The organism is Psychroserpens mesophilus (genome assembly GCF_050617655.1).
In the GTDB taxonomy this organism is placed as follows: domain Bacteria; phylum Bacteroidota; class Bacteroidia; order Flavobacteriales; family Flavobacteriaceae; genus Psychroserpens; species Psychroserpens mesophilus_A.
This window is the reverse complement of the sequence record NZ_JBODQC010000003.1, coordinates 325,964-343,285: the sequence shown is the minus strand read 5'-3', so window position 1 is coordinate 343,285 and position 17,322 is coordinate 325,964. Positions and strand designations below refer to the sequence as shown.

At 31.8% G+C, this 17,322-nt stretch carries 15 protein-coding genes; 8 read left to right on the top strand and 7 right to left on the bottom strand.

The window, feature by feature from the left end:
• Window positions 1-6 precede the first annotated feature (6 nt).
• From ACRHNM_RS08225 to ACRHNM_RS08190, 8 genes are all read left to right on the top strand, one after another.
• Window positions 7-894 carry a 3-hydroxyacyl-CoA dehydrogenase family protein gene (locus tag ACRHNM_RS08225; protein WP_431135491.1) on the top strand — a complete coding sequence of 296 codons (888 nt, stop codon included), beginning with the start codon at window positions 7-9 and terminating at the stop codon, window positions 892-894.
• Window positions 895-963: 69 nt separating this feature from the next.
• Window positions 964-2,202 (top strand): DUF1015 domain-containing protein, encoded by a 1,239-nt coding sequence (locus ACRHNM_RS08220; protein WP_431135489.1) that lies wholly within the window; start codon window positions 964-966, stop codon window positions 2,200-2,202.
• Between the two features lie 52 nt (window positions 2,203-2,254).
• Window positions 2,255-2,920 carry a YggS family pyridoxal phosphate-dependent enzyme gene (locus ACRHNM_RS08215; protein WP_431135487.1) on the top strand — a complete coding sequence of 222 codons (666 nt, stop codon included), beginning with the start codon at window positions 2,255-2,257 and terminating at the stop codon, window positions 2,918-2,920.
• Window positions 2,921-2,995: 75 nt separating this feature from the next.
• The gene (locus tag ACRHNM_RS08210; RefSeq protein ID WP_431135653.1) at window positions 2,996-4,360 is read left to right on the top strand and encodes an exonuclease domain-containing protein; all 1,365 of its coding nucleotides are present in this window, start codon (window positions 2,996-2,998) and stop codon (window positions 4,358-4,360) included.
• A gap of 8 nt (window positions 4,361-4,368) precedes the next feature.
• Window positions 4,369-6,324, top strand: coding sequence for a DUF3857 domain-containing protein (locus tag ACRHNM_RS08205; protein ID WP_431135485.1), 1,956 nt, complete (start codon window positions 4,369-4,371; stop codon window positions 6,322-6,324).
• Between the two features lie 22 nt (window positions 6,325-6,346).
• Window positions 6,347-7,222 (top strand): ion transporter, encoded by an 876-nt coding sequence (locus ACRHNM_RS08200; protein ID WP_431135483.1) that lies wholly within the window; start codon window positions 6,347-6,349, stop codon window positions 7,220-7,222.
• A complete protein-coding gene (gene miaA / locus ACRHNM_RS08195) occupies window positions 7,173-8,132 on the top strand; it encodes a tRNA (adenosine(37)-N6)-dimethylallyltransferase MiaA (RefSeq protein WP_431135481.1) in 960 nt (319 codons plus the stop codon). The genes ACRHNM_RS08200 and miaA overlap by 50 nt, the downstream gene beginning before the upstream one ends.
• Before the next feature lie 83 nt (window positions 8,133-8,215).
• Window positions 8,216-8,407 (top strand): cold-shock protein, encoded by a 192-nt coding sequence (locus tag ACRHNM_RS08190; protein WP_431135480.1) that lies wholly within the window; start codon window positions 8,216-8,218, stop codon window positions 8,405-8,407.
• Window positions 8,408-8,512: 105 nt separating this feature from the next.
• Here the strand turns inward: ACRHNM_RS08190 and ACRHNM_RS08185 are convergent, their stop codons facing one another.
• The 7 genes from ACRHNM_RS08185 to ACRHNM_RS08155 all read right to left on the bottom strand — a co-directional run bounded on the left by ACRHNM_RS08185 (window position 8,513) and on the right by ACRHNM_RS08155 (window position 17,258).
• A complete protein-coding gene (locus ACRHNM_RS08185) occupies window positions 8,513-9,223 on the bottom strand; it encodes a response regulator transcription factor (RefSeq protein WP_431135478.1) in 711 nt (236 codons plus the stop codon).
• Between the two features lie 3 nt (window positions 9,224-9,226).
• A complete protein-coding gene (locus ACRHNM_RS08180) occupies window positions 9,227-10,798 on the bottom strand; it encodes a sensor histidine kinase (protein ID WP_431135476.1) in 1,572 nt (523 codons plus the stop codon).
• Window positions 10,799-10,861: 63 nt separating this feature from the next.
• On the bottom strand, window positions 10,862-11,461 hold the full coding sequence (coaE, locus tag ACRHNM_RS08175; protein ID WP_431135474.1) for a dephospho-CoA kinase: 600 nt from the start codon (window positions 11,459-11,461) through the stop codon (window positions 10,862-10,864).
• On the bottom strand, window positions 11,458-12,426 hold the full coding sequence (locus tag ACRHNM_RS08170) for a CdaR family protein (RefSeq protein WP_431135472.1): 969 nt from the start codon (window positions 12,424-12,426) through the stop codon (window positions 11,458-11,460). The genes coaE and ACRHNM_RS08170 overlap by 4 nt, the downstream gene beginning before the upstream one ends.
• A gap of 1 nt (window position 12,427) precedes the next feature.
• A complete protein-coding gene (locus tag ACRHNM_RS08165) occupies window positions 12,428-13,429 on the bottom strand; it encodes a glycosyltransferase (protein ID WP_431135470.1) in 1,002 nt (333 codons plus the stop codon).
• Between the two features lie 73 nt (window positions 13,430-13,502).
• Window positions 13,503-15,404, bottom strand: a complete 1,902-nt coding sequence (locus ACRHNM_RS08160) for a T9SS type A sorting domain-containing protein (RefSeq protein ID WP_431135468.1) — start codon at window positions 15,402-15,404, stop codon at window positions 13,503-13,505.
• A 150-nt stretch (window positions 15,405-15,554) separates the two neighbouring features.
• The gene (locus tag ACRHNM_RS08155; RefSeq protein ID WP_431135466.1) at window positions 15,555-17,258 is read right to left on the bottom strand and encodes an FG-GAP-like repeat-containing protein; all 1,704 of its coding nucleotides are present in this window, start codon (window positions 17,256-17,258) and stop codon (window positions 15,555-15,557) included.
• Window positions 17,259-17,322 lie beyond the last annotated feature (64 nt).

The following is a 17,322-nucleotide window of genomic DNA, read 5'->3' as shown; positions in this document are numbered from 1 at the left end:
TATAAAATGAAAAATGTAGCAGTCATTGGAGCAGGAACTATGGGTAACGGAATTGCCCACACATTTGCTCAATCTGGATTTAAAGTACAATTAATAGATATTAGTGAAGCCTCTTTAAAACGAGGAATGGATACCATCACTAAAAATTTAGATCGTATGGTGGCTAAAGACAAAATCACTGAAGCAGATAAGCAAGCCACTTTAGACAATATCACGACCTTCACTAATGTTTCTGAAGGTGTAGAATATGCTAGCCTGGTTGTTGAAGCTGCTACTGAAAATATTGATCTAAAACTTAAAATCTTTAAGCAATTGGATGAAGCTTGTCCTGAAGACACCATTTTGGCAACTAATACATCGTCTATTTCCATCACACAGATTGCAGCTGTAACGTCTCGTCCTGAGATGGTTATTGGGATGCATTTTATGAATCCTGTACCCATTATGAAATTGGTTGAAATCATTCGTGGTTACAATACAAGCGATGATGTGACCAATACCATTATGGAATTATCGAAAACGTTAGGTAAAATTCCAACTGAAGTAAATGATTATCCTGGTTTTGTAGCCAATCGTATTTTAATGCCAATGATTAATGAATCTGTAGAAACACTTTATAATGGTGTGGCTGGTGTTGAAGAAATCGATACGGTTATGAAGTTAGGGATGGCTCATCCAATGGGTCCATTACAACTGGCTGATTTTATCGGACTCGATGTGTGTTTATCTATTTTAAATGTTATGTACGACGGATTTAAAAATCCAAAATACGCACCTTGTCCATTATTAGTTAACATGGTACGTGCTGGAAAACTAGGCGTGAAATCTGGTGAAGGTTTTTATGATTATTCTGAAAGCAGAAAAGCAGAACACGTATCGAAACAGTTTCAGTAGTAAAAAGGCATTGGAGATAAATAATAAAAATACTAATTCGTTTTTCTTTTATAACTCTAACACTAAATAATGGCTAAAGTAATTCCATTTAAAGCGGTACGACCTACAAGAGCTATTGTTGGCTTGGTTGCTGCGCGTCCATACCAAAGTTATACAGTCGATGAGCGTGAATCACGAATGGATTATAACCCGTTTAGTTTTCTTCATATTGTAAATCCTGGTTACAAATACGATCAGGTCATTACTGGTGAAGATCGTTATAGACTTGTAAAAAACAGGTATTTAGAATTTAAAGAAGATGGTATTTTTGTTCAGGATAAAAAACCTTCTTTTTACGTTTATAAAATTGTAAACAGACACGGACAGGAATTTAACGGACTTATCGCTGCAACCAGTGCTGAAGATTATGAAAATGATATTATAAAAAAACACGAAGATACTTTAGCAAAACGAGAAGAAACATTTAAATCCTACCTAAAAACAGTTGGGTTTAATGCAGAACCTGTACTATTAACGTATCCTGATAATGACATCATTTCAAAAATAATAAAAGATACGCAAAAGGGATATGCCGAATTTGAGTTTACAATGACTTACAGAGACACTCATTTTTTATGGAAAATAGATAATGAAAACACTGTAGCTATTATTGAGAAAGAGTTTGAAAAAATGAATACCATTTACATAGCAGATGGTCATCATCGCTCGGCTTCTTCACATTTATTATATACTGATGAAAAAGCAAATAATCCAAATCATAATGGTACTGAATCTTATAACTTTTTCATGTCGTATCTCATTCCAGAATCTGAATTGGTGATTCATGAATTTAACAGATTAATAAAAGATTTAAATGGTTTGAGCAAAGAAGAATTCTTAATAAAACTTGATGAATTATACCGAATTGAAAACAGAGGCACTATGCCTTACAGTCCATCTAAACCACATCACTTTAGTATGTATTTAGATGGAGAATTCTATTCATTATACTTAAGAAAAACAAGTTATGAATTCCACACAGCTTTAGACCGATTAGATGCACATCTGTTGTATGAAACTATTTTAAGACCGGTTTTAGGCATACATGACTTACGAAACGATAATCGCATTGAATATGTAAATGGTCAGCATGAAATGATTACCATAAAAAGTAGTGTAGATAGCGGAGAATTTATGGTTGGCTTTGGCATGTGTCCAACATCAATAGAACAAATGAAACAAATTGCTGATGAAGGTTTAAAAATGCCTCCTAAAAGCACTTACATCCTGCCAAAATTAAGAAGTGGCATTACTATTTATGAGTTCTAACAGAACGTCATTCTGAACTCATTTCAGAATCTAAAACAAAGCATAATCTAAAATGAATATCAAGCAAAACTTAAACGATATAACATCTCAATTACCTGAACATGTGACTTTGGTCGCTGTATCTAAAACGAAACCTGTTTCAGATTTAATGGAAGCCTATCAGGCTGGACAACGTGTTTTTGGAGAAAATAAGATCCAGGAAATGGTTGAGAAACAGGAACAAATGCCAAAAGATATCGAATGGCATATGATTGGCCATGTACAGCGTAACAAAGTGAAATATATGGCTGAGTTTGTAAATTTAATTCATGGTGTAGATAGTTTTAAACTGCTGAAAGAAATCAATAAACAAGCTAAAAAGCACGATAGAATTATTAATTGTTTGCTTCAAATAAAAATTGCTGAGGAAGACACTAAATTTGGAATGTCTCCTGCTGATGCAAAAGCATTAATGGCTTCAAAAGAGGTAGCATCTTTATCTAACGTTTGCATTATTGGTGTTATGGGTATGGCTACTTTTACAGAGGATTTAAACCAAATAGAAGAAGAATTCAAACGACTTAAAACAACATTTGAAAATTTAAAACACCTGAAAACCAATAATTGTGAACTAAAAACGATTTCAATGGGAATGAGTGGCGATTTTAAATTAGCTATCGACTGCGGAAGCACTATGGTTAGAGTTGGAAGTAGTATATTTGGAGCTAGAAACCAGTAAACAAATTATTTTTCACAATCTATTTATGTCTTATTATTTCACTTCTAAAACTTATAACTTTTAAACTCTTTTCTTATTTACGCAATATTAGACATAGAAACCACTGGTGGAAAATACAATGAAGAAGGAATTACTGAAATAGCCATATATAAGTTTGACGGTCACAAAGTGGTAGATAAATTTATTAGTTTAGTGAATCCTGAACGAGATATTCAGCCTTTTGTAGTAAATCTTACTGGTATCAATAGCAATATGCTTAAAACAGCACCTAAATTTTATGAGGTTGCTAAACGCATTGTTGAAATTACAGAAGATTGTATTATTGTTGCTCATAATTCAGAATTTGATTACCGCATTCTTCGAACAGAATTCAAACGATTAGGTTACGGATTTAAACGCGAAACACTCTGTACTGTAGAATTATCTAAACAATTAATTCCAGATCAACCTTCATACAGCTTAGGTAAACTCACAAGATCATTAGGTATTCCTGTTAGTGACAGACATCGTGCAAATGGCGATGCTATGGCAACTGTAAAGCTATTTAAAATACTGCTTACCAAAGATTTAGATAAGTATATCATAAAAAACAATATAAAAAAAGCAGTTGCTGAAAGACGCTTAAACCCGAATCATAAAACAATCATTGATGCTTTGCCAGCAGTTACAGGTGTATATTACATTCACGATGCAGATGGTAAAATTATTTATATTGGTAAAAGCAAAAACATTAAACATCGCATTAACCAGCACCTAACAGACAAAAGCAGAAAGTCAAAAAAAATACAGTTGCAAGTTGCTTCAGTAACTTACGAAACAACAGGTAGTGAACTCGTTGCCTTATTAAAAGAAAGCGAAGAAATTAAACGAAATAAGCCAATACATAACAGAGCCTTGAGACGAAATATTTTTACGCATGCTCTGTATAGTTATCAAGATACTAGTGGGTACACTATTCTTTATATAGATATCGCTAACGGAGAAAAGAGACCAATTATAACTTTTACAAACCGTCAAAGTGCTAAAAGTTTCATGTTTAAAATTGTAGAAGACTATAATTTGTGCCAGAAACTTACCGGCTTATATCCAACAAAACACAGTTGCTTCAATTATACCATTAAACAGTGTGCTGGTGCTTGCATCGAAGAAGAACCTGCAAGCTCATATAATAAACGTGTACAACAGCTTATTGAAAAATATAGTTATGACAATAAAGACATGCTTATCATAGATAAAGGCAGAGATATTGATGAGCGAAGCGTTATATACATACAAAATGGTATATTTCAAGGTTTAGGATTTTTTGATTTGAATTATCAAATCACTAATATTGAAGTTCTTCAATCTATTATTACTCCAATGGAAAACAACAGAGACACACAACACATTATACAGAGTTATTTAAGACGTAATAAGCATGTAAAAACAATTTCCTTATAAATAACCACATGAAAAAACTTACCTTACTATTAGTATTGATATTTATAAATGCAAATGCACAAAGCAATGATTATGCTGCCACATATGAAGTTACCAGACCTGATATTGAACAAAACATATATTCAAAAGACTCAACAGCAAGCGCATTAGTTATTTATGAAAAAGGAAATAGCTTTGTAGATAATTCAACCTTCAGATTAAATACTAAAATTACACGAAAACTAAAAATCTTAAACCGTAATGGTTTTAAATATGCTGAAGCATCCATCCTTATTTATAATAATAAAGGGAAAAAAGAAAAAATAGAAGATATCGATGCTACAGTCTATAATATAGAAAACGATAAAGTTGTTACAACCAAACTTGAAAAGAGTGATATTTTTGAAGAAAAATACAATGACAATTATACCTTAATAAAGTTTGCGTTTCCCAATGTAAAAGAAGGCTCAGTAATAAGTTATAGTTATACGCTGGATTCTCCTTTCATGTATAAGTATAAAAGTTGGGATTTTCAGGGAGAAATTCCAAAGTTACACAGTGAATATATTGCCAGTATTCCTGGAAACTGGGAATATAATATAAAATTAGTTGGTGGTCAAAAATTATCTGTAAACAAAGTAAATTACGAACTAAAGTGTTTAGTTTCAGGAAGTGCAAGTTCTAATTGTACTGTAAGCAGGTATCTGATGAAAAATGTGCCAGCTTTTATTGATGAAGATTATATGACCACCAGAAACAATTATCTGGCACGAATTGAATACGAATTAAAAACAGTTAGAGGTTTCGATGGGAGCGTTGAAGATATAACCAAAAGCTGGAAAACAATTGACAACGAAATTAAACGCGATCTTGAACTAGGTAAGGAATTACAAAAACAAAGCAGAGTCAAAGATGTACTGCCTGATGATATAGCGTTACTTAAAAACCCTTTAGATAAAGCGAAAGCAATATTTGAATACGTTCAGACGAATTATAGCTGGAACGAGGAGTACAATCTTTTTGATAACATCTCTGTAAAACAACTTTTAAGTGAAAAATCTGGTTCAGTAGGAGAAATTAATACTCTATTGTACCTTCTTTTAAAAGAACATGAAATAGATGTGAGTCCTATCATTTTATCTACAAGAAACAACGGACTTGTAACGCAGATTTACCCTGTACTTTCAGATTTCAATTATCTGATTGTAAAAGCAACTATAGATGAAAAACCCTATTTGCTTGATGCCACTGAAGATTTCTATTTTTTTGGACAAATTCCGTTTAGATGCTTAAATCAATATGGCAGAGAACTCAGTTTCAAAAACAACAGTTCTTGGTATAACATTAATGTTGATGACATGAGTCTTAAAGCATATAGCTATGAATTGAATTTAGATGCAACTAACATGTTAAAAGGAAATGTAACTTATAAATCTAATGGTTATCATTCATTAAGCTCTAGAGAAGCCTATTTTAATAATCCTACCGCATATACTGAAGCTTTTAAAAACACCTATAGTGCATTAGTGTTTTCAGACTTTAATGTGGTTGATACAGAAAAGAAAGATGATAGTTTCAATGCTAATTTTAATATACAAACAACACCAGATGTTGTAGGTGAAACGGTTTATCTAAATCCGTTCTTATTTAAATTTTTTAATGAGAACCCTTTCAAACTTCAGGAAAGAAGTTATCCTATTGATTTTGGTTATAAAGACGCCTATATTTATACCATCAAGATCAATATTGATGATAGTTATAAAATTAGTGAAATACCAGAATCTACAAGTTTAAAACTCCCGGAAAACAAAGGCTCTTTATTGTTTTCAGCACAGCAAAATGAAAACGTTATAACCATGTATTTTAAATTAACATTTAATGAGCCTATTTATGATCCCATTTTTTATGACGCTCTAAAAACTCTTATGACAAATGTTGTTGACATACAAAACAACTCTCTTATTGTATTAGATAAGAAAGAGTAATGTTTTTAGTACTTTTGATAATATGAGTAAACAAACGACAAATATCAGTTGGAGAGACAGACTTCATGAAATTATTTATGAAGCAGACACACCTGCTGGAAAATTATTCGATGTTGTGTTACTCATTTTTATTCTGGCCAGTATTCTATTAGTGATGTTGGAAAGTGTGAAGACAATTGATGCTAAATATCATAACATACTGTATTATGGTGAGTGGACTGTTACGATATTATTCTCTATTGAATACATTGCCAGAGTTATTACCGTTCGTAAACCTTGGAAATATATTTTCAGTTTCTACGGAATTGTTGATTTCCTTTCTACCATACCAATGTACATCTCATTTGCTTTAGCTGGTTCTCATGCATTAGTTGCTTTAAGAGCATTGCGTTTATTACGCGTATTCAGAATCTTAAAATTAGCACGTTATTTAGGAGCTTCAAACCAGCTGGCAAGTGCTATTAAAGCAAGTAGAGCTAAGATTTCAGTTTTTTTATTCGCAGTACTCATTGCTGCCGTAATTTTTGGTACCATAATGTATCTGGTTGAAGGTGCAGAACATGGGTTTGATAACATTCCAAAAAGTGTCTATTGGTGTATCGTAACACTCACTACTGTTGGTTTTGGAGATATTGCACCTGAAACAGCATTAGGTCAGTTTATTGCTACAATAATTATGATATTAGGTTATGGTATTATTGCAGTTCCTACTGGTATCGTTTCTGCGGAATACACAAAGGCTTCAGGCGATCAAAAAAAGAAATTCTCCGACGAAGAACTTGAACACCAGAAAAGCCTACAGCTCAACACCCAATGTTGTGTAAATTGTCTTAGTGAAACACATCAAGATGGTGCAGAATTTTGCCATAAATGCGGTTGTAAATTACATTATGACTAAAATTCTTATTTCTATTGTTGGTCCGACAGCCATTGGCAAAACAGCTTTGAGTATAAAACTTGCACAACATTTTGGCACAGATATTATCTCTGCAGATTCAAGACAGTTTTACAAAGAAATGCACATTGGAACTGCGGCTCCTACTCCATCAGAATTGGCGTCTGCAAAACACCACTTTATTCATCATAAATCTGTTGAAGACAACTACAGTGTTGGTGATTTTGAAAAAGAAGCTATTAAAATGTTAGATACACTATTTGAAACTAGAGATACTGTCATCATGGTAGGTGGTTCTGGTCTTTATGTTGATGCAGTTATAAAAGGCTTAGATGCGTTTCCAAAAGTAGATTCCAGTATCAGAACATCTTTAAATAAAAAATTAAGATCTGAGGGAATTGAAGCACTTCAAGATCAACTGAAATTTTTAGATCCAAAATCATACAAAACAATTGCAATCGCTAATCCGCACAGACTCATAAGAGCCTTAGAGATTTGTATTGGAACTAAGCAACCTTATTCTTCATTTTTATCTTCAACACATAAAGAAAGGGCTTTTAAAACCATAACGATTGGTTTAACTGCAGAGCGTGAAGTTATTTACGATAGAATCAATAAGCGTGTTGATTTTATGTTAACTGAAGGTTTATTAAACGAAGTTAAAGCTTTATCATCTAAACAACATTTGAATGCCTTAAATACCGTTGGTTACAAAGAATTATTTAAATTTTTAAATGACGAATGGTCTTTAGATTTTGCCGTTTCAGAAATTAAAAAGAATACCAGGCGTTTTGCAAAGCGACAACTGACGTGGTTTAAAAGAAATACAAACACATTATGGTTTGATTATAAGACTGATGCAAAACTCATAATTGAAGCCATAACAGATTACAAAAAGGGTTTTCTAACGTGATAATTTAAATTAAACTATAAAAGACACTATTATTCAATTAATTAAAGTTACTTTTGCGACTTAAATAAATATAATTTTTTATTATGAGTAAAGGTACCGTAAAATTCTTCAACGATTCAAAAGGATTTGGATTCATCACTGAAGAAGGAAACAACAAAGAACATTTTGTACACATTTCTGGTTTAATCGACGAGGTTAGAGAAGGTGACGAAGTAGAATTCGATTTAACAGAAGGAAAAAAAGGATTAAACGCAATTAACGTAAAAGTTATCTAATATTCAATTCGTTTTTTTAAAACCTAAGCCTATCATTTGATAGGCTTTTTTTATGAACAAAAAAAATCCAGCAAATTGCTGGATTTTATTTTATATACATAATTTCTAGGCGTCTTGATTCACTACCAATCTAAATCCTTCGCCATGAATATTTAAAATCTCTACATTCTCATCAAGTTTTAAATACTTTCTAAGTTTAGCGATATACACATCCATACTTCTTGATGTAAAATAATTATCATCTCTCCATATCTTTGTAAGTGCAAGTTCTCTTGGCATTAAATCATTTTCATGAAGTGCCAACAGACGAAGTAATTCATTTTCTTTTGGAGATAATTTAATTGGATCTTTACCATTGAATTTTAAGAAACGTAGTTTAGAATTTAAATCAAACCTACCTATCTTAAATTCAAACTGCTTACTATCTGCTATAGTATCTGTTGCTTTACGCTGAATGATAGCCTTTATTTTCATTAAAAGAACTTCACTATCAAAAGGTTTATTCAAATAATCATCTGCTCCAACCTTATAACCTTTTAATACATCTTCTTTCATTGCTTTTGCAGTTAAAAAGATAATTGGAACATCGGTATTTTTCTCACGTATTTCTTTAGCGAGTGTAAATCCGTCTTTATAAGGCATCATAACGTCTAATATGCAAAGATCGAAATCATCTTTCTTAAATTTTTCAAATCCTTCCATTCCGTTTTTTGCATGAACAACATCATAATCATTCATATTAAGATAGTCTTTTAAAACTGTTCCAAAATTTGGATCATCTTCGACTAAAAGTATTTTTTTGTTTTGTTCTTCCATAATTTACGATATTAATGGTAGCTTAATTGTAAATATACTACCTTTTCCTTTTTCACTTTCTACTGATATATGACCTTGATGGTCATCAACTATTCGTTTAACATAGGCTAAGCCTAAGCCGTGACCTTTAACATTGTGTACATTTCCTGTGTGTTCTCTATAAAATTTTTCGAACACTTTTTTCTGTACTTGTTTAGACATTCCATTTCCTTGATCGGCAATTTTCAACAATATATTATTCCCAACATTTTCAGTATAGACATCTATTTTTGGAGCTTCATCACTGTATTTCACTGCATTGTCTAATATATTTACAATAACATTTGTAAAATGCGTATCATTTGCTAAAACAGATGACTTTTCTGCGTCTAAATGGGTCTTAACATAACCTTTTCTGTCTTCAACAATCAATTCTATATGGCTCACTGCATCTTCGACTATATCGTGTAATTTCACTCTTTCCTTACTTATATTAAGTTCATTTTTCTCTAACTTAGAAATTCTTAACACATTTTCAACTTGAGCATTCATACGTTTGTTTTCATCTTTAATCATTTTAAGATAACGCATCACTTTCTCTTGATCTGCAATAATTTTGGGATTTCTAATGGAGTCTAAGGCCAAATTAATCGTTGCAATTGGTGTTTTAAACTCATGGGTCATGTTATTGATAAAGTCTGTTTTTATTTGAGAGATTTGACGTTGCTTTATCAATTGATAAATTGCACTTGTATATGCAATTACGATTATAGATGTGAATAGAATTGATAATGCAATCATTCCTAAAATAGAAGACAATAAAAATTTATTTCTTTCAGGGAAATCCACATAAAGCATATAATCACTTTCCTTGTTGTTATCAAGAAAAACAGGAACTCCAATTGTAGAATCTGGATTTAAATCAAAATTTTCAGATTGTACTTTTGTTGAAAGGTCTCTATCATAAATGGCAAATTCAAAACTTGTATTGATTCCATTATTATCAAGTTGTTTTTGTAAAAGAGATTGTACCTCATCTGCCGAAACACGCTTATAAATAGGAATATTTTTAAATTGATCTCTCGTTATAGATTCGAACTGAGCTTTTTCCAGTAAAGTAAGGTTACTAAAATTCTTAATAGACTTTTGTAAGCTTATAGACCTGTTACCATCAATAGTGCTGTTATCATAAATTTCTGTGGTTCTGGTATTTCTTACGCGACTTAAATTGAAACTGTCTAAACCAATGTCAAAGAACAATGATGGTACTTTAAAACTTTCCTCAGAAATGGCATTACCATAAATTCTGGTTTCATTAGACAAATCATCTTGTTCTAAAATGAAAACTTGTCGCATGGCTGTTGAGTCAGGATCAACTCCGCTTTCTATAAGATTTTGAAGCCTTTGTGAATACACTTGAAACTCTTTATCTTCAATAGCCTTAGAAACAGAACTTAAAGAACGCTTTACATTTAAGGTAAAGTTTGTTTTTTCATTTTTAAGTGTATTATTTATAAAATACGCTTGTACAAAAATGATACCTATGAGTGATAAACTCATTAAAACCACCAATAAAATGAATAGCTTTTTGCCCATCGCTCAAATTTAACATTTTAACATTTACATGTACTCCCCTTTAACCTTACATTAACACAAAAGTTAAATTGTAGTATTTTTGATGTGTTTAAGTATGGATTTATGTATTTTTTGTACTTGTTTTTTTAGAGTGCTTTTATCATTGTTAACAATAACAAAGTCAGATAGTTTAACTTTATCGATATCACTCATTTGATTTTTCATTATGGCTAAGACTTTTTCTGGAGTACTTTGATCCCGATTTATAACGCGTTGTAAACGTTTGTCTTCATCAGCTATAACTGAAATAATCAAATCGTATTGTGATTGTTTCTGATGCTCAAAAATAATAGCCGCTTCCTTAATCACATAAGGTGAGTTTTGTTGCGCTAGCCACTGTTTAAAATGCGTCCCAACTTCTGGATGCACAATAGCGTTCATCTTCTTTAAATACGATTTATTATTAAAAATTGTGTCGGCAATAAAAGGTCTATTGAGCTCATCATTAAGGTATGCTTTTTCTCCAAAAAGCTCAACAAGTTTTTCTTTTATACCTGTAGAGGTGTTCATTAAAAGTTTTGCTTCAACATCTGCAATATAGATTGGGATGTTCAAACTTTCAAATAATTTAGCAACAGTAGTTTTACCGCTTCCTATACCTCCTGTAAGTCCTACTATTATCATTCTGTTATAATGTATTCAATTTTATCTTGTTTCAATTTTATACGCTTCACGTTTTCTGGCACTTTTTTAAGCTTAGGTGTGAAATAAGATTTATTAGAAGTTTTAATCTCTGAATAATCACATTCAATTTTAAAATCTGTTGGTTTTATAGATTTATAATGATTTAAACTCACTTCATACGAGACCTTAATCGTTTTTGGAAAATAATTAATTTGTGTGTCTGAAGGAAGGTTCGTTATGACAACTGGAATTTCAAGTGTACCTTCGGTGAATTTTTGAACTTCAGCTGTTACTGTAATTTTTTCTTGGGATAATTTTATGGTATGACCTTCATCTGGAAGTTTGAGACCTATCGTTGTGCTTATATCCTCTTTAATGTTGATTAAATTCAATTCTGAAGTTTCAACGTGATTAATGGCTTTTATCTCAGTATTTGACCCAATGACTTTTATAGAGTCTGGTTCTAATACCATCCCTTTTAATGTATCATATCCTGAAGCATAAGTTACACTAGAATTGAGTTTTACTGGTACTTTTTTAACAGATAAAGTTCCGAAAGGGATGTTTAAAGTATCTGGTTGTATCGATTCTATTTTAAAACTTTTACTGAATTGTTTTTCTATATTTGGCAAAGCTCGATTGGCTATCCACACATAAGAATCCTTACTTATATAAACATCATCTTTTAAATCAATGGCAATTGTATTATCTTGAAAATAAGCGCCTAAAAGATTAAAACCATAGGTATTTACTATAATCTTTAATTTAGGTCGATCATCAATTATTAAAACTTTATCTTCTTGCAGATTAACAAAACTAACACCAACCGTCAATGTTTCAGTATAAGATTTCGACAATTTACTAAGTACTAATATTAAAAAAGCCAATAAGAAAAATAAGCCAAAGACGTTAAGCTTTTTATTCTTTATGGACTTTGTTAGTATAGATCTTAATTTAGATAACATTTTAAAAAAACAGATTAGGATAGTAATCTTCTGGCTTCTTTTTTAATACTTTAATCACTAAAGTTGATTTCAAAAAGCCATAACCATAACCAAAAAACTGAATAAATATTGCTAAAATTGCTTGAGTAGCAATCATAATATTTTTGGTTTGATATAAAGCAAGTACAAAAGCTAAAGCGACATATAGACCGAAAGTAATCAATAAAAAGTAATTACCAAGAGCAGCCGAAATAATAGCTAATAAAACACCTAAACAAAACAAGGTAGGAAACCAGAAAATAATACGCTCACTTTTGGGGTGCCATAAATTAAGTATAGGTCTTACCAAACCAAACTTATAGACTTGTGTATGAAATTTAGACCAGGATATACGTCTTTTGTGATAGACAAACGCATCCTCAAAAAGTTCAGTTTTAAAACCTAATTTATGTAATCTTAATGACAAATCTGGATCTTCACCTGGATGAATGTTTCCAAAGCCACCAGATGCTTCAAACGCAACTTTTGAAATTCCCATATTAAAACTTCTTGGCTGAAACTTTTTATTCTTTGTCTTTGATCCTCTGATACCACCAGTTGTTATAAAAGAAGTCATTGCAAAATTAATAGCTTTTTGCAAATTTGTAAAAGATTCATCAGCTGTATCTGGTCCTCCAAAACAATCTACATAATTGTGATTAAGTTTGTTATTAACTACACTTAAATAGTGTGCTGGTAATAGGCAATCAGAATCTAAAATTATAAAATAATTACCTTTTGCTTTAGCCATACCATAGTTTCTAGAATCTCCAGGTCCAGAATTGGGTTTCGTATAATACGATATGTTTAAATGACTTGAAAAATTCCTTATAACTGACTTACAATCTATTGTGGAGCCATCTTCAACAATTACAATTTCAAAAGGAATAGTACCATGAATTGTCAAAAAACTTTCTAACAGCTCTTTGATTTCATCTGGTCTGTTATAAACAGGTATAATAAACGAATAATGTAATACATCCATACCATACAAAGGTAAATAAACAAAATACAAAAGCCACCTTAAAGGTGGCTTTTGAACTCATATTTATTTAAGCTTACTGCTTTAAAATTCTTACTGTTTCAGTCACATTATTGATAGTTACTTGAACGAAGTAAGCACCTTGACTTAAACCATTCATATCTATGTTACTTTCTAATGTATTAGGTGTAGCTCTAAGAACTTCTTGACCTAACATATTAAATACTGATACATTTTGAATTGTATTTTGAGATTTTAATGATAATTCATTCTTCACTGGATTAGGGAAGTATGTGAATGCTTTTTCATTCTCAAAAGAGCTAGTTGATAAAGATGCATCAGAAAGCGTAATATCAATTGTACCTTCTTCAGAACCGTTATTCCACAACTGTACATAATAAGTAGCTCCACCAGTTAAACCTGTTAAAGAAGCACCAGAAGTTACAGCAGTACTACAATCTAATTCTACTAACGCACCACATGTACCTTCATACACTGCAAGGTGAGCTGCAGTTGCAGTTCCTAAAGCGGTAACAATGTTTACTTCTCCACTAGCAGGAGCTTCAAAAGTATACCATAAATCAGCAATCGTTTGGAATAACTCACATGAATTGGTTTCTGCATTAACTGTTGCACAAGTATTATCTTCTGTAGATGTAGATCCATCAACTAATAAAGACGTTGCACTAGCACAATCCTGATTAGTTTGAGCAGGAGTACATGATGCCTCACAAGTTACAGTCATAGTAAAATCACCTACACTTGTTGGGTTATAACCTTCAACAGCAATCCAATATGTATCTGTTCCATTAGCAGTAAAAGTAGCTTGACTTTGTATACTAAAAGCACCACAAGCTTCATTATCATCATTTCCTCCTACAATAGTTAAATTTCCTGACGTACCTGTATACACTAATAAAGAAGTATCATACGTAGATCCACATAAACTAACGGTTACATCAGCTGCTCCTTCTACAGAACTGTCATAGCTGAACCATACGTTAGGCGCATCCATATCTGCCGTAAACCCATCAGGTGCTTCATCTTCATCGAGAGTTGCAGAAGCAGTACTTCCTGTTAAAGCTGTTGTAGAACAAGTAATAGTTTGAGCATTAGCAAAATCATCATTAGCTGGTGCTGGTGGAGGACAAGCATCTACAGCAGGAGCAAAATCTAAATCACAATCACTATTAGTTTCATGTAATAAAGACACGTTTACTGGAGTACCAGCAGGAAAAGGTCCTAATGTGACAGTAGTTGGTACAGATGTCACATCTACATCAGGCTCTCCACCATCGTTAGTTACAGTAACTGTTGCTGAATCTCCTAAATCAGATACAATAAGTTCGAGACTAAACTCAGAATTTGGACAATCTTCAATTATTGCTGCACTTGAAACTGCAGGAGGTGTACATGTTAATGCATCTCTAACTAGCACATCGTCAATATACCACTCAGCAGTAAAATCTCCTTCATAATGAAAAGCGATATATACCTGCGTACCTGTTGACAAAATTGGAAATGGTCCATTTTGAACCCAAGTATCTTCCGTACCAATAACATCATTTAGTAAATTCCATGTTGCAAGAGCAGGATCTCCAGAACCAGTATAGTCATCAGACCATAAAACATCCTGCACACCTGCAAAACCTGCAAAGTTAACATTATCAAAATACAATAATTCTGGGTTCACAGCTCCAGACAAATCAAATGCAGGACTTATTAGCCATTTATCATTTTGAATATCAAAATCATCAAAAAAAGCTGAATTTGACGGAGAATTAGATCGTGCTGCTGAACTTCCCCAATCATTAAGTGGTTCTAATGGATCTGTTTGAACAACATGTGCTGCACCAGCTACATCTGTCCATCCTGCTGGTGGAAATGTTCCACTTTCAAAATCTTCATCTATATATTGTGCAAAAGAGGTAAATGACCATAGAAAAGCTAAAGCCATTAAAAAAGTAATTTTTTTCATGTTTAATAAGTTATTTGGTTAATAAATTAAAGTCTAAATGTATTGATAATCTCTTGAATAAGAAATACAGACTGTTTCTAATTGTCTAAAATATCTAAATAATAGACAAAAAACAAAAATAATCGATGAAATGTATTTGTGAGATTTCACTTAGTTTTTAATAACCTTAAATACTTTAGTTTGTTGATTGATAAAAACTCTCATAAAAAAAACACCTGAATCCAGCTTAGATACATCAATTTTAGCAATTGATTCATTACTATTTTTTGTCATTATTACCTTACCCAAACTATTAAATATTTCTACCTTATCTATTGGTTCATGCGTATAAATGGTTAAAATGTCTTTGACAGGATTTGGCACGAAATTTATAGTATCAACAAAGTATTCATTATTAGATAATACATTTGACCCCTCAATAATCGTTAAGGTTTGATTTGCTGAAACGTTATTTATCACATCTACCAAACCACTTAGCCAAGTCACTTTTATATAATCTACAGTATCATTTTCAGCTAATCCAAAAAATTCAGAATTAGAATTTTGGGAAAGATAACCTTCTCCTGCTAGTGTATACCTATACTGCTTATTTCCATTGATTGATATTTCAATTATTGATCCTATACCATCTTTATTAGATACAGTACCTTCAAGATGAACTTTTAACCAGTTGTTGTTATTAGTTTCACAATTATTCTCCCAAAGAAACATATTAGCAGCTTCGTTATTAACAATAATATCAGGATAGCCATCATTATTAAAATCACCTATAGCATTAGAGTAGCTCTCTTCGGTATCATTATGAAAACCAGCATTGGCAGGAATGGTATAATTGTTAAATCCATCATTCTCATAAAACGCTGAAGGTAAAGATACTGATCCATCAAGCATACCACTTACATATAAATCTAAATCCATATCATTATCTGCATCTAAAAAAACAGCTCCCCAAGCAACACTATTAAAATCTGTTCCATTATTAACAGCAATATTAGAAAATGTACCATCTCCATTATTTCTTAGAAAAACGTTACCAATTTCATGATTGACATTTTCATAAACATAATCTGTATTAGTTATGTAAATATCAAACCAACCGTCATTATTGTAATCACCTATAGTTGTTGACATAGCATCTATAATTAAACCAGATCCAGATTGAGCGCTTACATCTGTAAATGTTCCATCTCCATTGTTATGGTATAAAATATTAGTTGTTATGTGTCTGTCATTAGCTATATAAATGTCTTGCCAACCATCATTGTTATAATCAAAAAAACTAGCACTAAATGAAAAATGTCCTCCATTAGATAAACCAGCTAAACTACTAACATTAGAAAATGTACCATCACCATTATTCTTATAGAGTCTGTTACTTTCAACACCTGAACGATATGTAAGAAACACATCTAAATAGCCGTCATTGTTATAATCTCCCCAAGATGCTCCAAAGTTTTTTTGATTTCCTGTAAAAATACCTGACGTTAAAGTGACATCTGTAAAATTCAAATTACCATCATTTCTGTACAATTTACCTGGAGCATTGTGAGAAGCCATATAGAGATCTTTGTCTCCATCGTTATCGTAATCTATCCAGATGACTTGTTTGTACTCGTAATTATAATCGGTAATATTTGGAAATATTTCAGTAAAACTACCTGAGTTATTCTTAAAGAATCTAACGGGTTCACCTGTTTCTGTGGCCAAAGTTACATCGTCCCAACCATCATCGTCAAAATCACAAAAAGAAATACCTCCACCAACAAAACCTGTTCCGTAAGAAGCATTTAATCCATAAGTAATTGAAGATTCATCAAAAGCGATTTGTGAATAAAAAGCACTTGAAAAAAGCAAAAAGCAATAAGTTATTAAATAATATTTACACATGATTTTGATTCTATTGAAAGTAAATTTAACT